General features: G+C 42.3%; 23 protein-coding genes and 1 pseudogene. 6 read left to right on the top strand and 18 right to left on the bottom strand.

The window, feature by feature from the left end:
- The coding region (locus tag JL57_RS20620; RefSeq protein ID WP_034143851.1) for a transposase at positions 1–336 on the top strand (336 nt) is incomplete at its 5' end.
- A gap of 152 nt (positions 337–488) precedes the next feature.
- On the opposite strand, the gene JL57_RS20615 is transcribed toward JL57_RS20620, so the two are convergent.
- From JL57_RS20615 to JL57_RS20590, 6 genes are all read right to left on the bottom strand, one after another.
- A complete protein-coding gene (locus JL57_RS20615; RefSeq protein WP_034143850.1) occupies positions 489–1,454 on the bottom strand; it encodes an ABC transporter ATP-binding protein in 966 nt (321 codons plus the stop codon).
- 21 nt (positions 1,455–1,475) lie between these two features.
- Positions 1,476–2,351 carry an ABC transporter permease gene (locus JL57_RS20610; RefSeq protein WP_034143849.1) on the bottom strand — a complete coding sequence of 292 codons (876 nt, stop codon included), beginning with the start codon at positions 2,349–2,351 and terminating at the stop codon, positions 1,476–1,478.
- A gap of 56 nt (positions 2,352–2,407) precedes the next feature.
- Positions 2,408–3,337, bottom strand: coding sequence for an ABC transporter permease (locus JL57_RS20605; RefSeq protein ID WP_034143848.1), 930 nt, complete (start codon positions 3,335–3,337; stop codon positions 2,408–2,410).
- A 50-nt stretch (positions 3,338–3,387) separates the two neighbouring features.
- Positions 3,388–4,980 (bottom strand): amidohydrolase family protein, encoded by a 1,593-nt coding sequence (locus JL57_RS20600; RefSeq protein WP_034143847.1) that lies wholly within the window; start codon positions 4,978–4,980, stop codon positions 3,388–3,390.
- A gap of 289 nt (positions 4,981–5,269) precedes the next feature.
- Positions 5,270–6,490: a MerR family transcriptional regulator gene (locus tag JL57_RS20595; protein WP_034143846.1), complete on the bottom strand. Its 1,221-nt coding sequence runs from the start codon at positions 6,488–6,490 to the stop codon at positions 5,270–5,272.
- A 223-nt stretch (positions 6,491–6,713) separates the two neighbouring features.
- Positions 6,714–7,655, bottom strand: coding sequence for an alpha/beta fold hydrolase (locus JL57_RS20590; protein WP_034143845.1), 942 nt, complete (start codon positions 7,653–7,655; stop codon positions 6,714–6,716).
- On the opposite strand from JL57_RS20590, the gene JL57_RS20585 reads away from it, so the two are divergent.
- A complete protein-coding gene (locus JL57_RS20585) occupies positions 7,648–7,926 on the top strand; it encodes a hypothetical protein (protein ID WP_291300355.1) in 279 nt (92 codons plus the stop codon). The two genes, JL57_RS20590 and JL57_RS20585, sit on opposite strands and share 8 nt — an antisense overlap.
- A 541-nt stretch (positions 7,927–8,467) precedes the next feature.
- Here the strand turns inward: JL57_RS20585 and JL57_RS20580 are convergent.
- From JL57_RS20580 to JL57_RS20535, 12 genes and pseudogenes are all read right to left on the bottom strand, one after another.
- Positions 8,468–9,814, bottom strand: coding sequence for a D-serine ammonia-lyase (locus tag JL57_RS20580; RefSeq protein WP_034143843.1), 1,347 nt, complete (start codon positions 9,812–9,814; stop codon positions 8,468–8,470).
- Between the two features lie 541 nt (positions 9,815–10,355).
- On the bottom strand, positions 10,356–10,676 hold the full coding sequence (locus JL57_RS20575) for a TetR/AcrR family transcriptional regulator (RefSeq protein WP_291300354.1): 321 nt from the start codon (positions 10,674–10,676) through the stop codon (positions 10,356–10,358).
- Between the two features lie 635 nt (positions 10,677–11,311).
- Complete coding sequence (gene rbsB, locus JL57_RS20570; RefSeq protein ID WP_291300353.1) at positions 11,312–12,247, bottom strand: ribose ABC transporter substrate-binding protein RbsB; 936 nt, start codon at positions 12,245–12,247, stop codon at positions 11,312–11,314.
- A gap of 190 nt (positions 12,248–12,437) precedes the next feature.
- Positions 12,438–13,376 carry an ABC transporter permease subunit gene (rbsC, locus tag JL57_RS20565; RefSeq protein WP_034143842.1) on the bottom strand — a complete coding sequence of 313 codons (939 nt, stop codon included), beginning with the start codon at positions 13,374–13,376 and terminating at the stop codon, positions 12,438–12,440.
- Positions 13,357–14,861, bottom strand: a pseudogene (locus tag JL57_RS20560) (sugar ABC transporter ATP-binding protein). Before JL57_RS20560 ends, rbsC begins: the two are co-directional and overlap by 20 nt.
- Before the next feature lie 23 nt (positions 14,862–14,884).
- Positions 14,885–15,280 carry a D-ribose pyranase gene (gene rbsD, locus JL57_RS20555; RefSeq protein ID WP_034143841.1) on the bottom strand — a complete coding sequence of 132 codons (396 nt, stop codon included), beginning with the start codon at positions 15,278–15,280 and terminating at the stop codon, positions 14,885–14,887.
- Positions 15,252–16,202, bottom strand: coding sequence for a ribokinase (gene rbsK / locus JL57_RS20550; RefSeq protein WP_034143840.1), 951 nt, complete (start codon positions 16,200–16,202; stop codon positions 15,252–15,254). The genes rbsD and rbsK overlap by 29 nt, the downstream gene beginning before the upstream one ends.
- A 12-nt stretch (positions 16,203–16,214) precedes the next feature.
- Entirely contained in the window at positions 16,215–16,568 is a 354-nt protein-coding gene (locus tag JL57_RS35050; protein WP_291300352.1) for a LacI family DNA-binding transcriptional regulator, read from the bottom strand.
- Positions 16,549–16,941, bottom strand: coding sequence for a LacI family DNA-binding transcriptional regulator (locus JL57_RS35045; protein ID WP_291300351.1), 393 nt, complete (start codon positions 16,939–16,941; stop codon positions 16,549–16,551). The genes JL57_RS35050 and JL57_RS35045 overlap by 20 nt, the downstream gene beginning before the upstream one ends.
- Before the next feature lie 385 nt (positions 16,942–17,326).
- Positions 17,327–18,451, bottom strand: a complete 1,125-nt coding sequence (locus tag JL57_RS20540; protein WP_034143839.1) for an ATP-binding protein — start codon at positions 18,449–18,451, stop codon at positions 17,327–17,329.
- A gap of 139 nt (positions 18,452–18,590) precedes the next feature.
- On the bottom strand, positions 18,591–18,806 hold the full coding sequence (locus JL57_RS35040) for a hypothetical protein (protein ID WP_291300350.1): 216 nt from the start codon (positions 18,804–18,806) through the stop codon (positions 18,591–18,593).
- Between the two features lie 130 nt (positions 18,807–18,936).
- Positions 18,937–20,292 (bottom strand): sigma-54 dependent transcriptional regulator, encoded by a 1,356-nt coding sequence (locus JL57_RS20535; protein ID WP_034143838.1) that lies wholly within the window; start codon positions 20,290–20,292, stop codon positions 18,937–18,939.
- A 378-nt stretch (positions 20,293–20,670) separates the two neighbouring features.
- Here JL57_RS20535 and JL57_RS20530 point away from each other — a divergent pair, with 378 nt between their 5' ends.
- The 4 genes from JL57_RS20530 to JL57_RS20515 all read left to right on the top strand — a co-directional run bounded on the left by JL57_RS20530 (position 20,671) and on the right by JL57_RS20515 (position 24,306).
- Positions 20,671–21,321 (top strand): FixH family protein, encoded by a 651-nt coding sequence (locus JL57_RS20530; RefSeq protein ID WP_034143837.1) that lies wholly within the window; start codon positions 20,671–20,673, stop codon positions 21,319–21,321.
- Positions 21,318–22,682: a 4Fe-4S binding protein gene (locus tag JL57_RS20525; RefSeq protein ID WP_034143836.1), complete on the top strand. Its 1,365-nt coding sequence runs from the start codon at positions 21,318–21,320 to the stop codon at positions 22,680–22,682. Before JL57_RS20530 ends, JL57_RS20525 begins: the two co-directional genes overlap by 4 nt.
- A 228-nt stretch (positions 22,683–22,910) precedes the next feature.
- On the top strand, positions 22,911–23,492 hold the full coding sequence (locus JL57_RS20520; protein WP_034143835.1) for a DUF2318 domain-containing protein: 582 nt from the start codon (positions 22,911–22,913) through the stop codon (positions 23,490–23,492).
- 145 nt (positions 23,493–23,637) lie between these two features.
- A complete protein-coding gene (locus JL57_RS20515; RefSeq protein ID WP_034143834.1) occupies positions 23,638–24,306 on the top strand; it encodes an ABC transporter ATP-binding protein in 669 nt (222 codons plus the stop codon).
- Positions 24,307–24,319 lie beyond the last annotated feature (13 nt).

Genomic DNA, 24,319 nt, shown 5'->3' with positions numbered 1-24,319 from the left:
AATTATGCGCTGAACCAGTGGCCGTATTTTGAAAACATCCTTTTAGACGGTCGCCTAGACCTGACAAACAATTTGGTCGAACGAAGTATACGTCCTTTTACAATCGGACGCAAGAATTGGGTTACAATGAAAACGGATCGCGGTGCAGTCGGTAGCTCCATGGTTTACAGCATCATACAAACTGCATTGGCCAACGACCTAAAAGTTTATGAATATCTGGTCTATTTATTGAAACAGATGCCGAATACAGATTTCAACCAATCTCCGGAACTGATTGAAAAGTTTGTTCCTTGGTCGAAAGAGCTACCAGCTAACTGCTACAAAACTAAAAATTAGAAATTCATGTCCAACCTTAGGGTTGGGCTTTTTCTTTGCTTACGTGCGTAGCATTTGACAATTACTTTCCAGTCGATGTTTTAAAATACTTTTTAAGGTTTTTTGTTTGTAATAAAGGCTGCGTCACCTTTTCATCTCCTGACTTTTTTCTCTTAAAAGAGATGGCATTTAATTTTATGTCCATTATTATCTATTACATTTGGTTCTTCTTTTTTGCATATATCCATACATTTTGGACATCTTGGATGAAACTTGCATCCCGAAGGTAAATTTGTAGGATCAGGCATTAATCCTCCAATTGAGTTTAGTCTGTGTGCTTCCTTGGACAGGTTTGGAATTGATCCAAATAGTCCTATTGTATATGGATGATGGTTTTCAGCTTCATATATATCTTCCAGTGTTCCGAATTCAATGATTTCTCCAGAGTATACAATTGCCACTTTATCGCACATTTCTGCTACTATTCCCAAATCATGGGTTATAAGTATCATTGATGTATTTAACTTTTTCTTCAGTTTATTCATCATTTCCAATACCTGAGCTTGTATTGTTACGTCTAATGCTGTTGTCGGTTCGTCTGCTATCAATAATTTGGGATCGCATGCTATTGCAATTGCTATTACTACTCGTTGTTTCATACCTCCACTAAATTGATGTGGATAATCTGTTTTTCTTTTTGAAGGTATCCCCACTAATTCTAATAAGGCGTCTACTTTTTTTTGTATTTGTTCTTTCGTGTCATTGCTTTGATTGTGCAACGACAATACTTCTGCTATTTGTTCACCTACAGTTTGGACAGGATTCAGACTAGTCATAGGGTCTTGAAATATCATGCTTATTTTACTGCCTCTTATACTTCTCTTATCTTCTTCTTTGAGTTTCAATAGGTCTTGCCCTTCAAATTCAATTTTTCCTTTTGTTATTATTCCAATGCCTTTTGGTAAAAGACTTAATATGCTCAGTGCTGTTGTTGTCTTACCAGCTCCAGTTTCTCCAACCAATCCAATATTTTCACCTTTGTTCAGAACCAGCGATATCCCGTTTACTGCATTATTAATACATTCATTTGTTTTGTATTGTACCCACAAATCTTCTATTTTCAAGAGTTGTTCGCTCATTTATTAACTCCTTTCATCGTATTAGTTCTTTAGCCTCGGATCAAGAGCGTCTCTTAGTCCATCGCCCAACAGATTAAGTGACAGTGCAGCGAGTACGATAGCTAATCCTGGGAATATAACAAGATAAGGCGAAGTTCTCATATATTCTCTTGATCCTGCCAGCATTGCTCCCCATTCAGGCTTTGGCGGCTGTATTCCCATTCCTATGAAACTTAACGCCGCCGTAGCTATTATCAGCTGAGCTACTGCCATTGTTGATTGTACAATTATTGGCCCTATTGCATTTGGTAAAATATGTCGCAAAATAATTCTTCTGTCACCCGTACCACATGCTCTTGCCGCTTCAACAAACTCCTGACCTACCACCGGCAATATTACTGATCTAATTATTCTGGTATATCCCGGAAAAGTTGCAACGGTAATTGCAATTAGCAGATTTGTCATTCCTGGCCCCAATGCCGATACTAATGCAAGCGCTAATAATATTGGAGGTATAGCCTGCATTGTATCCATTATCCTCATTATAATGGTGTCAATGATTCCGCCGTAGAATCCTGCCATTGATCCGATTATGCCTCCTATTAGTATTGATATGCTCACGGTTGATAATCCTATTGTCAGGGATACCCGCGCCCCATGTACTATTCTGGCGAAAACATCTCTTCCGTATTCGTCCGTACCAAACAAATGGTGACTGCTTGGCGGCAGTAATCTTTCTCTGACATTTTGAGCTATTACCATTTTATCGTAATTTGCTAAAACGTCTGCAAATATAGCAGATAGTGCAAATATACTTAATATTACCAATCCTACCATTGCTGCTCTGTTTTTCTTCAATCGTCTCCATATTTCTCCTACTTGACTTTTTTTCTTGTATTTACTTTCGATTTGACTCATTATTTTAGCTCCTTTAATGTTGGCTGTGAGCTTTCAGTTTATGCCCAGCATATGATTTATTTAACATACCTTGCTCTTATTCTTGGATCAATAAATGAAGAAAGTATATCTACCAACATCATAATAATGCAGAATAATGATGCTAAAAATATAACTGTCGCCATTACCTGCGGGATATCCTTCATCCTTATTGCTGTCAATATAAGCGTCCCTATTCCCGGGATGGAAAAGACCGCCTCTGCTACAACAGTTCCTCCCAGCAAGGCTCCTAATTCCATTCCAGCTACAGTTATTACCGGTAACAATGCATTTTTTAGTGCATGTTTCCAAATAACTGTTCTTTCAGTTGCTCCCTTTGCTCTGGCAGTTCTTATATAGTCTTGCCTTATTGTTTCAAGCATGGTTGTTCTTGTCATTCTTAATAATTGGGCTGCAAAAGGTATTGAGAGTATTATTGTGGGCATTATGAAGTGTGCAAAACTTCCTACTCCGTTTGATGGAAGCCATCCTAGCTTCAGTGAAAATAATATGATCATCATAAGTCCAAGCCAAAATCCAGGTATTGATGCCATTAGCATCGCTGCTACTGTGCTTATAAAATCTACAGTTGAATATTGCTTTACTGCTGATAGAATTCCTAACGGTATACCCAACACTACTCCTGTAATTACTGCTAAAAGTGCTATTGTCATTGTTGTTGGAAATCGGGTAAATATTTCTTTAAATACAGGATTGCCTGTCCTGTATGAATTCCCGAAATCTCCTGTTGCTGCTTTGGCTACATAGTTTACGTATCTTACAAGGAATGGTTTGTTGTAACCAAGCTCATTATTTAAGCTATCAACTGCTTCTTGCTTTGCCGTTTGGCCCAAGATTAACCTTCCTGGATCCCCGGGTGTAAAAGACATAATTGAAAACACTATGAATGATACCCCTAAAATTATTGGAATCAGTAATATTATACGTTTTAAAATGTACTTATGCATATTTTCCCACTTCCTTATTTTGTTTTATTACATATAATATTAGTTTCCTATTATCTAATTACTTTTCCAGCACATATACCTGTTATAGTGTCATCTTTTACTGCAATTTTACCATTTACCAGAACATACTTTACTCCTTCATTTGGAGCAGATGGATTAATAAAGTCTGAATTTGCTTTAAGATTTTCATAATCTAAAATAACTAAATCTGCATCATAACCCTCTTTAATTATCCCTTTAGTGCTAAATCCTGCTATATCTGCAGGCATTGAAGTCAATTTTCTTATTCCTTCTTCTAACGAAACTATTTTTTTATCTCTTATATATTCACTTAGTATTTTAGTAAATGTTCCTGTAAATCTTGGATGTCCTGCAGGCAATTGCTCGTTAATGTATATGGCATCAGTTCCTCCCATTGTAAATTTGTATGCCATGATTCTTTCTATATCTTCATAGTCCATCATGAAATATACAGCACCTACATTGCCTTCATTTTCAATTAGCAAATCAAATATTGTATCGTATGGATCTTTATTTAATTCTTTTGCTAGTTGAGCTATTGTCTTCCCACACAATTCTTTCGTCGTTGGCGCTTCAACTATAAGAACGCCGTCAAGTCCACAGCCATAAATAAGATTCTCAAAATCGACTTGATTGCTCATTAGCAATTGTTTTATTTCATGTCTGATTTTTTTATCTTGAAGCTTTTCAAGCAGTTTTGAGAATCCATCAACTGCATAATTAGGAGGAAGTGCACTCATTAAAGATGTAGCTCCTGCTTTATATGGATATTGGTCCAATCTGACCTTAATTCCCTTAAAATTAGCTTCTTCAATCAGTTTTAATGTTTCTTTTGATTTTCCCCAGTTTTGTTTTCCTGCGATTTTATGATGAGAAATAACTACAGGCAATTTAGCATTTTCGCCTATTCTTATAGTTTCCTTTACGGAATCAATCACAAAATTGGATTCACTTCTCATATGTGAAGTATATATGCCACCGTGCTCAGAGACTATTTTACATAATTCTGTCAATTCTTCCTCTTTTGCATATACTCCCGGTGGATAAATAAGCCCTGATGACATGCCTATTGCCCCTGCTTCCATTGCCTCCCTGATTAAAGCTTTCATTTTCTCCAGTTCTTTATCGCTCGGCTTTCTATCTTCATATCCCATAACTTCGGCTCTTATTGTCCCATGTCCAACCAGAAATGCAATGTTTGTTCCTAAATTACTTTTTTCTATTTTGCTAATAATGTCTGGAGGCCTTCGAGAAATTACAGCCAACTCATTGTATTTTTCACTTGGAATATACGGTTTCATTTGTCTTACTATCTCATCAGATAATGGTATCAGGGATAAGCCGCAATGACCGGTAACTTCAGTTGTAATACCTTGTTTCAGCATATTTGTTGCTCTTGTTTCCACTAATAGAACAAAATCACTATGGCTATGAAAATCAATAAATCCAGGAGTAATTATTAGCCCTTCTGCATTAATAATTTCTTTTGCTTCACTTATTTCATTTTCGCAGCAACTTCCTACAAATGTAATCTTTCCATCTTTTATCCCTATATTTCCTTTATATCTTTTTTCTCCTGTTCCATCTACAATAATCCCGTTCTTAATTATAATATCAAACATTTATTAATCTCCCAGTACTTTGTATTTTTATCCACAACCCATAGCTTCCGCCTCTTTATTGGAAGCTGCACCTACATTAATAAACCTGAGAGCCTCCTGGTTCCCTACTTCACGGCAGTAGATGCCACCCAGATTGCCCCAGTTCTCTTATTGAAAATCCTAACTATCCTTTTATAAAGTTTAAATCATGAAGGTTGCTTTAAGTCAATTAGTAAAATTAAGATAATTATAAACAAAAAACAAAAAACCTGAAGTTAACTTCAGGTTTTTTGTTTTTTGTTTACCTATTTTATGCCTTTTTTCCAAAATAGCTCCAAAGCCCAATCTTATCTCCTTTCTGTAAGAAAGACTCATTTTCTCCATTGTTCAAGACCACACAGCCAAAATCCTGGCAATCCACTTCCGTAAAGATGTTTGCTAAGCTATTTTTGATCTTATCTAGTTTAAAATAAGGGGAAAGACCGCACTTCATCAGTTTCGGTACCCCATTTCCTGCTAAATACAAATAAACACCTAGATAGCTGCCCCCAACTTTTAGTTTCTCTTGTAAGATTTCTATGGCGTATTTTTCTTGGGTAAGATCCACAGTGGGACTGCATATTTTATCGATGATCAAATCCACGGAATTATTTTTAAGAGGCACCTGGGTAAATTTAGTGCACATATAGATCAATTTTGCCTTGGATCCATTCATTTCTATGTTTTTTCTACTATCACGGAGAAATTCAATCTCCTCTTCCACCATTATATAATAATAACCTTCGGGCAATAAAGAACATAGTTTAATGTCTAAGACCCCGATTCCTATATCATGCTTTAGGATAATTTTACTGGACACTTTTACAGATTCATATCTATTAAAACACCATTTTATGGTGCCCCAGATAAGCTTGACAACATTTAGGTCACTATTAGTAGCAACACTCATTTTTATCTCTTCGGGGTTAGGTCGGTTTGACTGTTTATCCAGATCATCTACTATTAAGATTCCATCATCAATTCTGGCCGAGAATCCACAAGGGCAACTTAATGTCCCCCAGTTGATCTCTCCATTCTCTATTTTTCCCTCAATAATCACCAGAGGAACCAGACATGTAGGGCAATAAAGATATTCCAGAAAATCTATTGGTACTCCCACTGTTTTGTTCTGTTGGGAGTGGTGGGTTTTTGATTCTTCAATTTTCGTACACAATTTAGTAATTTTATCATCCAGTTTATTCCGCTCCAATAGAAGAATTTCTCTTTTGTCTCTAAACATCTTGAGAAAATACTCATTATTTCCAAAGTTAAAGCTTTCATTTATGACTTGATATAAAATGATACTCTTTATTTTTGCAAGCGAAAAATCTAGATCTTTGAGCAATTTTACATTCTCGAGGTTTTTGGAACACTCTTCGTCGAAGTCATATTGTTTGTTTTTCCTATTAGGCATTAATAATCCCTGTTTCATATAATACCTGACAGTTGATTCGGATACATTATGCTTTTTGGCAAAGCTACGTATCTTCATGTCATCCCTCCGTACGATTATGTTTATTTTATCATTTCCAGACATTATTAACAATACCCGAATTTGCATGTCACAGGGACGGAGTAATACAAGCAAAGCTAACTGCATTGGCAGTAAATTTAAAGAGGATAGCTAACCGGGCTTGTTGACAAATAGCACAAAAAAAGAGTGTTCTGGAGTTTTAAATACTCGGAACACTATGATTCAGCATGTACCTTTTTATTCAGTTTGTCAACAAGCCCAACCTGGTATCCTCTTGATGCATCCCCAGCTTGCCGATGAGGTTATCTTGACCGAAGAGCTCGGCGCGGATCTCTATCAGATACCGTGTGAAGTCGGTTAGGTTGTCGAACTGCACCGCATGTCCGGCATCATTCAACGTATACCAGCACTTCTTTGGCGCTTCGACGCGGTCGTAATACTCCCGTGCCAGCGGATAGGGCGTCTGCCAGTCGTTGTCGCCGTTAATCTGATAATAAGGGACGGCGAACTCCGTGCCGAGCTCGTCCAGCCTCCACTTATCAAACTCAGGGCTCTTGCAGAAATCGAGGAACAGATTGACGGTGTTCTTTTTGCCGAATCTGCGCTGCAGCACCTCACACACCGTGTTTTCCGGCGAGGTGAGCATGATGCGCAGAAACAAAAGCATAGCCTTTACGCGGTTGCGGAACTTGAACGAGGCAATGCCGTATTTCGTAATTGCGGAGATGTAGACCTTCTGAAACTCCTTGTCGTGGAAGGAGATCTTGCCCTCGCGTTCGAGTTGCTTGACCTTGATGAGATTCTTGTTCATCGCCTCATCACCGGCCGCCTCGGACATGGCCAGCGCGCGCTCATAGCCGAGCTGAAAATTCTTTGTGGTGTCGACGACCTGTCCGGTGCCGATAAACGCGGAGAAGAGCTCCGGGTATTTCAACACGAGCTGCGAGCCGAGCGCGCTGCCCCAGCTCTGGCCGAGGACAACGATGCGATCCTGCCCGATGCGCTTGCGAATGTATTTCGCGACCTCGCATGCGTCTTCGATCATGCGCTCCATCGTAATGGTCTTCTTCACTTCCTCCGCATCCGACTCGAACCGCGTTTTGCCGGAGGCGCGCTGGTCCCAGTTGACGACGGTGAAATGCTTTTCCCATTCCTTCTGGTAGAAATGTGTCAGATTGATCACCGCCCGGCCCGCCGTGGAGGAAGAACAGGATCGGATTGCCGCGGTCTTCGCCGCGGATCTGAATCCACTGCGGGATGCCACCGATCATGACCTTTTCGCTAATCTGGATGCCGTTCGGTGTGTCGATTTTCAGTTCGCGCTTGATCTTGTTACGGCTGACTTTGAGCACACCGGCGGCGACACCGGCTGTCACTGCGACGGCGGAGAGGACGTAAAGGGTGGTTTCGACTATCATGGGGGGAACCTCCTTGTATTTTTTATTGTTATATAGTTATTTTAAAAATGCTGTAACCGTTGAAATTAAAGGGTTCTTAATTAAAATATCAAACATTTATTAATCTCCCATTTACTTTGTATTTTTATCCACAACTCATAGCTTCCGCCTCTTCATTGGAAGCTGCACCTACATTAATAAACCTAGGAGCCTCCTGGTTCCCTACTTTACGGCCGTAGATGCCACCCAGATTATTCCAGTCCTCTTATTGAAAATCCTAACTATCCTTTTATAAAGTATAAATCATGAAGTTTGCTTTAAGTCAATTAGTAAAATTAAGATAATTATAAACATAAAACAAAAAACCTGAAGTTAACTTTCAGGTTTTTTGTTTTATGTTTACCTATTTTATGCCTTTTTTCCAAAATAGCTCCAAAGCCCAATCTTATCTCTTTTCTGTAAGAAAGACTCATTTTCTCCATTGTTCATGACTACACAGTCTCTTTTTATAGCGGGGGTCCATTGCACTCAAATTAATAAATAATTTCTCTTGTCTATGCAATGTATTCTCTCTAAACATAGCAAAAATAACCTCAAATCACAGTACTAGACCTTTTCGGTAGTATTGATTCATTTCTGCTTCCGGCACCATGTTGCCGCCAGTTGCCCATACAATATGGGAAGCATTCAGCATTTTGCCTTTTAAACCTTGATTTTCTAGATATCTTTGCCCTGCTTCCGTCATAAACAACTTAAATACCCCTGGGGCACCTGCCAGTGCTGAAGGTTCAACGTATATGTCTTCTGTATCTGCCAGAGCGCTTAACAGCCTATATAACGTATTGTCGTTTACAGTGTAAATGCCACTTAACAAATTTTCCATTGTTTTTCCAACAAATCTTGACGCTCTGCCCACGGCTAGTCCATCCGCAGCAGTGATGTTGTCAATTCCAAAATCCTGTACACTTACTTTATCGTGTTCCCCGATCATGCATCCAATCAACATACAAGGTGAATGAGTGGGCTCAGCAAAGAAGCAATGCACATGATCCTTATAAATTTGTTTTAGTCCAAACGCCACTCCGCCGGGTCCTCCTCCGACACCACAGGGCAGGTATACAAATAACGGGTGGTTTTCATCCACAGTAACATTTAACTCTTGAAGCTGATCTTTTAATCTAAGTGCTGCAACTGCATATCCTAGGAATAAATATTTAGAATTCTCGTCATCTACAAAATAGCTATTAGGGTCTTTCTTGGCCTGTTTTCTACCTTCTTCTACTGCTTTGCTGTAGTCCGACAGATATTCAATCACAGTGACCCCAATACTTCCGAGAAGGTCTTTTTTCCATTGCTTGGCATCTGCCGACATGTGTACAGTTACGTTGAACCCGAGTTTAGCACTCATTATGCCAATACTTAATCCCAAATTTCCTGTTGAACCAACTACAATCGAATAGTGAGAAAAGAGCTCTTTAAATTTATCGCTGTCTAAAATTGAATAATCATCTTCCCTGGTAAGCATTCCAAATTCGAAAGCTAAATCTTCCGCATGCTTAAGCACCTCATAAATTCCGCCTCTTGCCTTGATTGACCCAGAAATAGGGAGATGACTGTCACACTTTAGCAACAAGTTTTTACATATTATTTTTTGGTTAAACATTTCCTCCATATGCTCTTTCATTCGAGGAATTCTGATTGTAGGCGACTCTATAATCCCGTTTCTTTCGTTTGTTTCCGGAAATGCTTTTGCTATGTAAGGTGCAAATCTTTTTAGTCGTTCCTCCGCATCCAATAAATCCTCTTCAGTTAAAGGAATCTTTGAAATGGCATCGGTATATGCTTGATAGTTCGGATTTGTCCAGAATACTTCCTTAGTATTGATCATTTCAGTTAGCAATGGATACTCCTGCTGCCATAGTTCAATACTTTTTCCTAAAATCATATTGATCCCCTCACTATTCTATTTTTACTTTCTTTACGTTTGTGATAACACTACTACGGATTGCATTATTGTGTCAATTCTCCTTCTATGTAAACAGCAATCAAAAAGACACATAGAAAAAAATGAAACCAGTAGGTCAATTTTAATGCAATTGACCTACTGGTTTGTGCATCTTTCCACCGATATTACTCAGTGAACCATTGACCCTTTGGTGATCCCATTGGATTCCATGATGTTCATTGGCGATTAGCAGGGGATGATAAGTTAAACATTTTCAGCTTATACTGTAGAGTTTGACGGGGTATTAATTGGTTGATGCTTTATATCTGGCTCTTGATTCGTCAATGATTTTTCCTAAGCATAGTTCGTCATAAATGATTAACATGTTCCATAGCATAATCATCAAAGAACCCTATCGGATCAAGCCTCCTTTGATCCCCATAGCCAGCAAGGGTATTAGAATGAAGTTAAGCAAAGCTGCACTGGAGCACTGATGGTGTGAGCCTTGGCCCGTTGACAATAATTTCGTCCTCGCGCTTCTCTACGACCCTAAGAAACAGGTCGGGATCTGGCTGATGTCGTCAATAATTGAGGATAACAAGGCATGGGGATCTTTGATTTCCCCTTTTAAATAATCTTTTTCTAATATTGTCTTTACAAAACCGAATCCGAAGCTGGACAGTACTTCCTTAAGAATTTCATCCTTACTACTAAAATGGTTATATATAGAGCTTTCACGAATACCAACTTCCTGCGCAATCTGTCTGACGGAGGTAGCACTAAATCCATTTTGAGAAAATAGAGTTAAAGCAGCATAAATTATTCTATCTCGGGTCCCGATTATTTCTTCAGACTTTACCAATGTTATCCCACCATTTCTTCTTAATCCTGTGCCACCTTATGGCTATGTATATTTAAAACTGTTTTGTCAATGATGTCAAGGAAAGATGGGCGAGGAAAAGACATCGAGTGCATGATATGACGGCGTAAAAAAGTCTTGACAATTTCATGATTATATAGATGAACGTAAGCTCCTCTCGGCTTATCAACTTGGTCAGTGGTCCTCAGACCGGGGATTTGACGCTGCCTACCTTCAGATTCCACCTCGCGACGGATATCCTTGCTTTATGCTACAGTCTAATGCTACCTTTACCATCGAGGACTCTTACCTCATAAGACAACTCCCATGGCTGGCAATATAAAATAAAGTTGGTTTTGTCTTAAACCCACTTAAATGAAGTAGTTTATAATTTTTTTTAACAGAGCAGTCATTAATGGCTGATAGCTGTCAAGTAATCTCTCCTCTTCACGACAAACTCTTCCCTTTATCAAGATACATACCAAACTCAAGTGCGGGTAGTCTTTCCCGATCGAATAGAACTACTCCTTCCCTTGTATCGCAGTTATCTGCTGAGTTTATTTCCCATTTATAAGAAAAGAGGTTGAAGCATTTGCTCCAACCTCTTCTCTAGTTCGTATACTTGTTCTTGTTCCCGATTACTTCGTAACCAACTCTAACTCAACTGGGATACTCGCGTCGACTTTCTCCCCTTTAGCTACTTTCAGGGCGATCTCTAACGAAGTTTTACCAATCAGATCAGGTTTCTGAGCGACTGTGGCTGCCATTTTTCCGTCTTTAACAGCTTTCACAGCGTCATCAGTAGCATCGAAACCGACCATCATGATGTCACTTTTACCCGCTGCTTGAATGGCACTGAGAGCTCCTAGAGCCATTTCATCGTTATGGGCGAATACAGCTTGGATGTCTTTATTTCCTTGAAGGATGTTTTCCATAACTTTTAATCCTTTTGCACGATCGAAATCGGCAGGTTGAGAAGCTACGACTTTCACTCCAGCTTTGCCATCCACAACATTATGGAAACCTTGACCCCGGTCACGTGCTGCTGATGTTCCGGCAATCCCTTGTAACTCGACAAGGTTTCCTTTATCGCCTAAGGTTTTTAGGATATAATCAGCCGCCATGCTGCCACCTTTGACGTTATCAGAGGCGATATGGGAAACCACTTTGCCGCCATTGGAAGCTCGGTCAACCGTGATCACAGGGATGTTGGCTTTGTTAGCCGATTCGACGGCTGATACAACCGCTGCACTGTCGGTTGGGTTAATCAGAATCACACTGACTTTTTTCTGAATCAAATCTTCAATATCGCTGATTTGCTTAGCGGTATTATCACGAGCATCTAGAACTATCAGATCTGCGCCAGCGTCCTTAGCTGCTTTTTCAGCACCTTCTTTGAGGGTTACAAAGAAGGGGTTGTTCAACGTTGAGATCGAAAAACCAATCGTTACCTTATCTGCCGGTTTAGGTGCTTCTTTATTCTCTAATTTGGATTCAGTCGTTCCACAACCAATCAAACTAATGGACATAAGAACTACGAGGATCATCATCCATAGACTATTCTTTCGTTTCATTTTTTCCTCTTCCTTTCTATTAGGGTGGTCTAGCCACCATGTTTTAAAGAATGGTAACAATGATTCTAAACTATAGACTTCAAGGACCGTTTCTAAGCCTGTGCATCCTCCCCCTCTAAGAGAACCTATATTCCACAACTGACGAAACCGTCGCTCCATTCAGTTGGAAATCCGCAATTTTACCCTTCTGCTATTTCCCTTTCGACCGATCCAGCAGAACCGCCAGCAGAATGACCCCGCCTTTGACGACCTGTTGGTAAAAAGATGAGACATTCAAGAGATTTAAGCCGTTATCGAGAATCCCTATAATCATGGCCCCTATTAAGGTACCCACAATCCACCCTTTACCTCCCGTGAGACTCGTGCCCCCTAAGACTACGGCCGCAATCGCATCAAGTTCATACGATGCTCCTGCCGTCGGTTGAGCGGAATTCAAGCGCGAAGTCAGGATAATCCCACTCAAAGAAGCCATCAAACCGCTCATACTGTAAACAAGGATTTTGACTCGATTCGTATTAATTCCAGAAAGACGAGTTGCTTCCTCGTTTCCTCCCAAGGCGAAAACGTGGCGTCCAAAGGATGTGAATTTCAAAATGACATAGAGTACCCCAAAGGCAACTAACATCCAGATCACGGGCATCGGAATTTGGAAGAGGTACCCTCGTCCAATCATGCCAAAAGAGTCTGGGAGTCCGGTGATCGGTTTACCTTCTGTATAAACCAAGGTTAAGCCGCGGAAAATCGTCATGGTCGCCAGCGTGGCAATAAACGGTGCGACTTTTCCACGAGCAATGACAACCCCGTTTATGGTTCCCATCAAAGTCCCAGACAGTACGGCTACCCCAATGGCCAGCCAGGAGTTCCCGCCTGTAGCCATCATCCCTGCAGCAAAGGCACTGGAAAGGGCGATGATCGAACCGACAGAGAGGTCGATCCCTCCCGTCAGAATGACAAAGGTCATTCCGTAGGCAATCAAGGCATTAATCGAAACCTGCCGGAGTACATTGAAAATATTACCCACGGTCATAAAGTCTGAATTGATAATTGATAAGATGAAAACGATGAGAATCAAACCCACAAGGGGTCCCATACGCTGCAGAATTCCACTTTTATCCATGACTTTTCCCATGACTTTTCCCTCCTGTAGCCGCCATCATAATCGTTTCCTGAGTCGCGTTTTCGCGTGTGAATTCTCCAGTGATTCGTCCTTCATGACGAGTACTCGATCGCTCATTCCGAGGACCTCTGGAAGTTCTGAGGAAATCATGATGATGGCCACCCCTTTTTGAACGAGCTGATTCATTAAATCATAGATTTCACGTTTTGCCCCGATATCCACACCTCGAGTCGGTTCATCTAGGATTAAAACATTCGGCTGAGTGGCCAGCCACTTACCAATCACGACTTTCTGCTGATTACCCCCACTTAAAGAGCTCACCCCTTGTCCAGAATGATGGACTTTGACGTTCAATTTCTTAATGCTCTCGTCCACAAATTCCCGTTCAGACCGATGACTGATAAACCCAAAGCGCGACAGGGACCGTAAGTTAGGTAAGGCTAGATTTTCTCGAACCGAAAGATCAGTGACAAGGCCTTCCCCTTTCCGATCCTCCGTAATCAAGGCCAGACCGGCCTTAATTCCCTCAGCAGGGCTCGTAATCTTCACCGGTTTACCATTCACGAAGATCTTTCCTTGATACTTCCCTACGCCAAACAGCGCTTTGGCTAATTCTGATCGTCCAGCACCCATTAAACCTGCAATTCCCAGGATTTCTCCAGCTCGTACACTGAAGTTAATATCACAGAGTTTTCCTTCTTGAGCTAGCCCTTCCACACGAAGACGCTCTTCCCCAATTTTAGCGTCTACCTTAGGAAAACGCTCTTTGATCTCCCTGCCAACCATCATCTGCACTAGCTCATCCATCGTTGTCACGTTTGTATCTCGGGTACCTATATAACGCCCATCCCGTAACACAGTAATCCGATCACTGATTTGAAAAATTTCCTCCATACGATGGGAAATATAGATCATTCCCACCCCTTGGGTTTTCAAGGTCGCAATGAGCTGGAAGAGTTTCTCGATTTCTCGTTTGGTCAATGCCGCCGTCGGCTCGTCTAGAACCAGAATTTTGGCGTGCATGGAAAGCGCTTTGGCAATTTCCACCATTTGCTGCTGTCCAACTGAAAGTCCCCCCACTAGGCTATCTGAGTTCAAATCCATCCCAAGTTGCTGTAAATAGCTCTTCGCTTCTGAGCGCATTTTGGGCCAGTTAACAAAGCCCGTTCGACCCCATTTAAATTCACGTCCTAAAAACATATTTTCTTGGATGGATAGATCAGGGATCATGTTAAGTTCCTGATGGATGATCGCCACTCCCAGAGCTTGGGCAGTTCTAGGCGAAGAAGCCAAGGACTCGGTTCCGTGAATTCGAACTGATCCTGCATCCTTACTATAAATCCCAGAAAGGATTTTCATCAGGGTTGATTTACCCGCGCCATTCTCTCCCATCAAGGCATGGACTTCCCCTTGGCAGAGCGAAAATTGAACATTTTCTAACACCTTGACTCCACTGAAGCTCTTATTGATGCCCTCCATTGTCAAGAGTTCAGTCATACCTGAATCCCTCCTTTGAATTTTTAGAAGATGACGCCAGCCTCAAGGACGACATTGGCAAAGGGAGTAAACTCACCCGTGCGGATCACAGCCTTAGCATGAAGAGTTAAAGCTTTCAACTCTTCATGAGTAATGACCTTAATCTGAACACCGGGTAACACTGCGACCAGCTCTTCCTTTTTGGTAGCGCTTGCTGATCCCATTTCTTGCGCTACATAAGCCTTTTCCACACACATTTCCTGAAGAACGGTCTCCACCGTTTCAATGAACGATGGGACACCTGCTTTTAAAGCCAAGTCAATCCTTTTGACATGAGGAGGAATGGGTAAACCTGCATCCGCTATGACGATCCTATCCATATGCCCAAGCTCGCTAATTACTCGGGAAATTTCACTGTTTAAGATGCCGATCTTCTTCATTTTCGTCCCTCCTGAAATACGCTTCTACCTCAGCCAACGTTGGCATCCCGCCCTGAGCTCCAAATTTAGTCACGGCCAGGGCCGAAACCTGAACTGCAAATTCCGTGGCTTCTCGTATCGATTTCCTTTGGGCTAGAGCATACGCCAAGCCCGCATTAAAGGCATCTCCCGCTCCCGTAGTATCCACCACAGGAACCTTATGACCTGCAACTACCACCAAGCTGCCGTCTTTTTCCATGAGAGCAACTCCCTCAGCTCCCAGAGTCGTGACACAACACGAAACTCCAACCTCCAATAAGTTCTCAATTCCTTGAGCAATCGTAGACTCTTCGGACATCCTTGTCAGTAAGGCGAGTTCGGAACGATTGGGGGTTAAATAATCAACCTTGCTGAGCAGATCTCGTGAAAGGCTTTGGGCTGGGGCAGGATTGAGCATCACGAGCTTCCCGTGCTTTCGTGCCAAGTTGATTGCATGCTCCACGGTCACTAGCGGAATTTCTAATTGTAAGAGCACAAGATCTGTTTCGGCAATTATTTCCTCATACTGATCCAAATCCTCAGGTAAACACTGGGCATTCGCTCCTGGAACCACCACAATACTGTTATCCCCCTCTGCTAGGAGAATCGAGGCAACACCTGTCGCTTCTGAATCGAGGACCTTAATGCTCGAGGTATTTACGCCATCCTTTTGTATGGCCTTCATGAGTTCCACTCCAAACGCATCGGACCCAACCGCTCCAATCATGGTTGTCTCCGCACCTAAACGGGCTAAACTCACCGCTTGGTTTGCACCTTTGCCACCGGGAACGAAATGAATTTCTTCTCCGAGAACCGTTTCCCCGCGTTTAGGAGCACGCACGGCTTTGACGACCAAATCCATATTTAAACTACCAATAACGACAATCTTGGGTCGCTGATCCATTTAAGTCTCCTCCTATTGGGTCGATTTTCTGGGAATTAACGTGACGTCCAGCTCAATGAGCGTATTCTCATGGCTCCCACTCTCAATCTCGTCCAGCAAAATCCGGGCAGCTAATGCTCCCATTTCATAGACGGGCTGGGCAACTGTCGTTAATTCCGGTTCTGTAATCTCTGTCAAGCTAATTCCATCGAACCCACAGACTTTGACTTGTTCTGGGACTCGGATTCCTCGTTCATGCAAAGCTTTGAGAGCTCCTACCGCCATGAGATCATTTCCAGCAAAAATACCATCCAGATCAGGATGACGGGCTAGAAGCTGTTCTACAGCGTTCCGACCACTCTCGATATCAAAGTTCCCGGAAACCATCAGACTGGGCGAATATCCACTCATCCACGTACTTTTTCTTAAGGACTTTGATATAAGAACTTTCTTTTAAGCCTAGATCATCTGAGTTGCCTAAGATAACTGTCAGGCCTTTCTTATGGGCTACATCTTCGACACCGCGGGCCAAAGCAGGAAAAAACGGATTCAAAATATCCGGCAAGATTAAGGCAATGATCCCCATCTTCTTGCCCGCTAGGCCCCGAGCTACAGCATTGGGCTCATATTGCAGTTGCTCAATCGCCTTCAGGACTTGTCCTGCAGTTTCGGGATTTACAGAGTCCGTTTTGTTAATCACTCGGGAGACTGTAGCCACAGACACCCCCGCTAAACGAGCAACATCTCTAATCGTCGCCAATCGGCACACCCTCTATCCGTTCATTGTAATCGGTTACATTTTTTATATCCCTGTTTCTATATCCTGCTTGTATATATCTATAGTTCTGCTTCATACTCCCTCGGAGAAAGGCTTTATATTGGCCACTTTTGCTAACTTCATAAAGTTTTGGTACTTTACTATTGGGACATAAAACCCACATGTAAACGGTTACATTTCTAATATTATTTTAACTTTTACAGAACGCACTGTCAATCCCTATCCCCAATTTTCTGAATTTAGATTGCTCTACTACCTTCTGCCCCTTTTAAAGACTGGGCTATCGATTGGAATTAATAAAAACGTTTTAAAGCCCCGCGGTCCTTGTAAAGACCGTGGGGCTATGCTAATCGGCAATTCCTTATGTTTAAACGGAAGGCAACAGTATCTCCACCCGAACCCCACGCTTACTCCGATTTGTTGCGGATATCTTCCCTCCATGCTGGTCAAGGATGCGGTGCACGACGGATAACCCTAATCCAGTCCCTTTTTCCTTCGTCGTAAAAAACGGATCATAAATATAGGGCATGGCATCTGGAGAAATACCAGGTCCTTCGTCACTAACAGCGAAGCCTACCAAGCCATCCTGCTGAACTCCCTCTAGATGAATCACACCACCTTCCCCCTGAGCATCGATGGCATTAAGTAAAATATTAAGTATGACTTGCTTCATCTGATCCGGGTCCACCTCAACCTCTTGCCTGTCAATAGAATTTCGAGCTTGTTCTAATTCAATATTTTTTTGCCACAGAGTTGGTTGGATCAAGGAAACTTCTTCATCCAAGAGTTTCCCTACCGGAATTCTTTCTCGTACCAGTTCTTTAGGACGAGCAAAGGTCAGGAACTCGCTCATTAAGCGATTTAACCGTTCACACTCTTCCAGAAGTACCCGGCAGTATTCCGTAACGACCCCATCGTCGCTTTTTTCCTGGGCGAGCATTTGGATGCTCACTTTCATTATCCCTAAGGGGTTGCGTATTTCATGAGCTAAGCCGGCACTCATATGCCCCAGTGCAATTACTCGTTCCGTTTGCCGAATCTCACCCTCTAATCGTTCGCGTTCCTGCCCTTCTCGCTTTAACTTCTCTACCAACTCTTTTTGAACCGTTAAAGCTCGCTGGTATTTGCGTTTGGCCTTCCGCTCCTCTTCAGTCAAGAAGCCTGTTAACCAGCCGATGACGTTAATTAAGCCGACTTCTACCCATTGTGTATACTTAGCGGCTGGTGTCATAGTATGCTGAAAATGCGTCATGAGCGGTAGGAAAAGCAGCGTGATGACAAAACTAGATATGATCCCTCCTGCAGGTCCAAAACGCATAGCCGCATAAATCACCGGGAGATAATAGGCGAATTGCAGAAGAATGTGATAATCCACTTCGTAATGATAATTCGTATAGTGAATAATTGTCAGAATCGCCACGACAAGCCCTATAGCAATCAGGTCAAACAGAGTCCGGGCACGATTTTGGGCAGGGGGTTCGTTATTTAGCAATAATGCTCCTCCTTCTGTTATACCATACAGTAATTTGCTAAGTAGCACGGCGGTTCCTGAGACCGCCGCATTTTTCATCGCGGAAATGCCACTGTTTCACAAGCTACTTGTACTGCATCCATAGTGACTAAACATTCGTCTAGCTAGCTGAACAGTTACCCAGGAAGGGTAAGCGTACAATGAAACATATCCCACTAGGTGAAGCAACTTCGATTAGGTTCAGGAGATTGATGACTGCACCTGGGGGTATAGCAACGCGCAATAGTGTTCCTGGCAGTTGATCGCAATGTGGTGGACGGCAACACGCAGCCGTCTGTGCACCTAGGGTAGTTGTAAAATTTCTTTGGAAAAGCATAATTATTACCCCTCTCTTTCGTGTGACCGTTAACTCGGTCCATAAGATTAGAGATGAGAAGGACAGGAACGTAATAATACTACCTTACCTACTCCATTTTATGTTGTTTGTCCTAAAAGGTTACTTCCTTTCAAATCCCCCAGTGAGGATCAATCCCGTATTTCTCTAAACGGTATAAAAAGGCATGTCTAGAAAGCCCTAAACGTTTGGCAGCCTGACTTTGATTCCCTCCCGTTTGTTCCATGGCTTGCTGGAGAAAGGATTTCTCGATTTCTTCCAGTGAAACCCCCTCTCGAGGTAGCACAAAGAGTCCGGTGCTCTTTTCCTCTTTTGAGATGGTGTTATAAACGAGCAACCCGTCCACTCCGATTACTGCCTCCTGGGAAATAATAGCCATGCGTTCCACCACGTTTTCCAGCTCACGCACGTTTCCCGGCCAGTCATAAGCCATAAGTTGAGTAAGGACTCCTGGACCAAGAGTCTTGCCTTGCCCATACTTTAGTTTCTTTAAGAAATGTTCAGCAAGATAAGGGATATCCTCCCGACGTTCCCGTAAGGGAGGAATAGATATAGGAAAGACACTAAGACGATAGTACAGATCCTCCCGAAAACGCCCTTTCTGAGCTTCTTTTAGTAAATCCCGGTTCGTCGCCGCAATAATCCGCACGTCCACCTTGATCGTTTTCTCACCGCCGACTCGCTCAAACGTCCGCTCTTGAAGAACCCTTAACAACTTAGCTTGAACATTAAAGGACAGTTCGCCGATCTCATCGAGAAAGAGTGTGCCATCATCAGCTAACTCGAATCGACCCGACTTGCGAGCATGAGCTCCTGTAAAAGCTCCTTTTTCATGTCCAAACAGTTCGCTTTCCAGCAAGGTCTCTGTCAATGCAGCGCAATTCACTCGAATAAATGGCCCATTAACGCGTGGACTTAAGGTATGTATAGCATGGGCTACTAATTCCTTTCCCGTCCCCGATTCCCCTTGAATAAGCACCGTTGCAGGAGTATTGGCGACTCTCTCCACTAAGTGTTTAACTGCTTGCATCGCGTCACTGTTTCCCACTAGTTGCCACCCATCACTTTGGACCTCTCCCTTTAGGTAATCCACCTGCTCACGCAGGCTTTCCACTTCAAAGGCCTTAGCGACAGTAATGAGAAGTTCTTCAATATCAAAGGGTTTCATCAAATAATCGTGGGCTCCGGCCTTCATGGCCTCGACCGCCGTTGCGGTACTTCCGTGAGCAGTCATCATGACAATCATTAAATCCGGATAATGCTCTTTCAGCGTCTTAAGAAGACTTAGACCATCCATCTTCGGCATTTTCAAATCCAAAAGGACAAGATCCGGACGTTCTGCCAAGGCTCGTTCTAAGGCGAGTTGCCCGTCCTCCGCTGTCTCCACATCATAGCCGGCTTTACTTAATGCTCGTTCTAAAACCCAGCGCATATTCGCTTCATCATCTGCAATTAAAACCCTTCGCATAGTCACTCTCCTCAATTGCGGGATTTCCCACAGCATAGTGTGGGAAATCCCACAGTTTTTTAACCTAAAACCCTTTAAAAGTATATTTTTTCGGTCCCTTTAAGCCATTGATCACTATCGATTGTAAATTTTCTTTTTTAAACTTTAGCATCTTTTCACCATAGTGCTAATAACAGAATTTGCGTCTTTGGTAATAGTATTCGTTCTGGACGCTACTCTTAAAGCATTAAGTCGTCATACTCTCGATGTTCAGCTTAAGCTTAAACGAGCTTACTCGAATTTCAAGTAGTTTAAACTCGAATATAAATATCGAATATCGAACTTGGCACAGCTTTTGCATATATCCTAATCCAGGATAAATTTTTAGGAGTGTGCTCAATGAAAAAGAAATTATTGTCTTTTATAGTATTAGCCCTTTTCTCACTATTAGTTTTTACCCTTCCCGCATTAGCAGATTCAAAACCTGCCCCATCCAACAACATGTCTGATATGGACATGTCTGACAACCCTTCTTCTGAAGCTGCACACGGTGACTCTCCTTCATCCGAAGTGACCGTTGCCAAGGACGGCAAGTTCCAAGTGAGTGTACAGGTAGAACCTGAGCAACCCGCTCCGAATAAACCTGTTAACATCATGATTACCGTAAAAAACGAGGCTACTGGACAGCCTGTCCTCGATGCATCCGTGAATGTCGATTTGATGCTCATGGATAAAAGTTCACACAGTAACATGTCCGGAATGAGTGCGGACTCAGACACTACCCACAAAGGACAAGCAAAGCTCGACAGCATGGAACCAGGAATGTACTCAATCACTCTCACCCCAACGAAACAAGGGGAATGGAACCAAGATATTCATATCAGTTCTCCGACTCTTGGGGAAACCACCGTTACTATGCCACTTACCGTTACCAAGTCTGGTCCGAACTGGATCCTCATCGGAAGTGTTGGCGGAGCAGTCGTACTGGCAGGTATTTTTGCCCAAATCCTAAAACGTAAGCAAAATGCTTTGAAGGAGGTTCAAAAATGAGTCAATCAAAACAACCTAAATCCACACAAACTAGTAACTTTCTTAAGTTTAAACCTCTCAAAAGGTTTTTGCAAAGTTCACTGTATCCAGGTATTTTCCAATGGCTCGCTGTGCTTGTTTTCGCGGTCATCATGGTCGAAACTTTAGCGGGACCCACAAGCGCCCACGATAACTTCGGTACTGCCGCAACTTGGGTTCTTTGGTGGCCACTCTTACCTCTCTTCTTCTTTCTATTCGGACGGTTCTGGTGCGGCGTCTGCCCCTTTGGCTTGGTGAGTGATTTAACACAGAAGCTTTTTGGGGCCAACCGAAAAGTCCCGAATTTTCTAAGAAAATATGGACTATGGATCATTGATATCACCTTTATTTTTATAACTTGGTCTGACCACATCTGGGGGATAGTGGAATCTCCCCGAGGATCCGGCGCCCTCTTGTTACTCATCTTAGGCGGTGTAATGGTAACCGCAATGTTCTTTGAACGCCGTACCTGGTGCCGTTATTTATGTTTCCTCGGCAGTTTGTCCGGTAACTATTCCCGAGCCGGTATGCTAGAGCTTCGTGCCAACAGAGAAACCTGCAAAACTTGTACTACTAGAGATTGTTACAAGGGCAATACTAAAACACCGGGCTGTCCTATGTTTGAATTTCCGATGGCTATGGAAAACAATGCTAACTGTAATCTCTGTGGGAACTGTATCAAAAGCTGCCCACACGATTCTATCCGACTAACATCCCGCAAACCCACCAGTGAATTTTGGTCTATGACCAGGGCACATTTCGAAGAGTCTTTCTTAGCTATTGTTATCGTCGGGATTGTTTTTGTGCAGAATATTACCATGTTGGACTTTTACCAGTCCTACCTTAAGTGGGCCGAGCTGACATTGGGTATTAGTAAGGATATCGCCTTTACGATTATCTTTATAATTGCTATGACTACTCCGGTATTGCTACTTTTCGCAGCTACTGCAGTATCTAAGCGTTTCAATGGTGAAACTATGCGAACTGCCTTCGCACGTTTTGGATATGCTGTCATTCCGCTTGACCTCGCAGCTCACATGGCCCACAACTTGTTCCACCTATTGGCGGAAGGAAAATCAATCTACTACACGTTCATGGGGCTATTTGGAGTTCATCTTGAGGGGTCAACCGACTTTGTTTCTGACCCGATAATCCAAATAATGCAATACGTCTTAGTCATTGCCGGAACTCTTGGTTCTCTTTACACTGCCTATCGGATTGCTAAAAAGAACTATGGTACGAGTAAAGCCTTATCAGTTGCTATGCCGTATTTAGTTGTCATCTTGCTCTTCGGTATTCTGAATTTCCTTACGTTTACAGTGCGAATGGGAATGCGGATGTAGTACCAGAGAGCAGAGTTCGGAAGCCAGAGGTCAGATCGATTGCAAGATTGAAAAGACTCCAAGATTTTCATCTTTAAAAACTTAAAGAAAAACTCTATAATAATAAATTATCGCTTCCTTTTGAATCAAGTTCTTAGAAACATCAGGTGAAGCCTTAAGCTTCACCTGAACTATGGTTCCGATACTATCTATTGTTCCGAAATTAACTTTTATAAGGAGGAAATTCCATTGAATAACCGTGTGGAGAAAAACCAGAAATTTACCCAACCCAAAAAGAGCAACGCAGCGCTTTTCAGTATAGTTGGTCTAGTAACAGTAATAATAATGATAAGTGCCTATTTTGTATTTGCTAAAAGCGATAGTACTAGTTCCTCTGTCAAGGCAGCTGCGGACATCGGACAAACCATGAATTATAGCCAAAATGATAAACTTGAGCAAACGGTCGTCGAAAGCAAAGTTGAAAACGGAAAGGCAATCGTGACGACCCTAAGTGCAATTAAAGACAAAAAGTTTATTTGGACTGAGTATAAAGCGAATGGTAAGAGAATTCCATTGACAGCCTTTATCCAACCCGATGGAAAAGTCATGATGGCAGTCAGCTTTTGTGAACCTTGTAAGGGTGAAACCTTTCACATTACAGGTAACCAAATAGTTTGTAATGTCTGTGGAACGATCTGGGACCTTCAGACCCTCAAAGGAATAAGTGGTGGTTGTCAAACCTATCCCCCGGAAGCATTGACCTACACTTTAAACGGGGATAATCTAGAGATTCCGCAAACCGTATTAGATGCATGGGAACCTAGAGTTTAGTTTACGGAAAACTACCGATCATTGAATGAATAAGAATGAACGCACTCGTTTTACGGGTGCGTTCATTCTAACAAGTATGGGTACTCTATTCATTAATGACCATCCTTTGTAGGATAAACTTATGATTTAGGAGGAATATTGCTCTATGTCTTTAATAAAGGTTCACGAGGTCACTAAGACCTATAAAGGTGGGGACGGGGTTGTTGAAGCCCTAAAGAATATTAATTTAGATATTGCTGAAGGGGAATTCTTGGCCCTGATGGGTCCTTCCGGTTCCGGGAAAAGCACCTTGCTAAGTGTTCTAGGCGGGTTAAATCCGCCCACCTCTGGTAAACTCATGATCGATGATATTGATGTCTACGCCTTAGCACCTGAACAGTTAGCCGATTTTCGGCACGAGTACGTCGGCTTTGTTTTCCAACAATATCAATTAATTCCTTATCTTACAGCCCTGGAAAACGTCATGCTCCCTCTGGCTATAACCTCTCGCCCTGGTAAAGTACAACGAGATATGGCTCAAACTGTCCTCGATAAAGTTGGTTTAGGAGCCAAATCTCTACGATTACCGAATCAATTATCCGGCGGCGAACAAAATCGAGTCGCTATTGCTCGGGCGATCGTTAATGAGCCAGCTATTATCTTTGCTGATGAGCCTACAGGCAGTCTAGATTCGAAAACGGCAGTGGAGCTGTTGGAATTATTTCAATCCCTTAACCAAGGTGGTTTAACCATTATTATGGTGACTCATAACCAAGAAAACCTGGAATGGGTCTCCCGCGCAGTTTATATCCGTGATGGGGTTTTAGAGTCCTAAGGAGGGAAGATAT

The organism is Desulfosporosinus sp. BICA1-9, from assembly GCF_000802135.1.
This window is presented reverse-complemented; position numbering and strand designations above follow the sequence as displayed.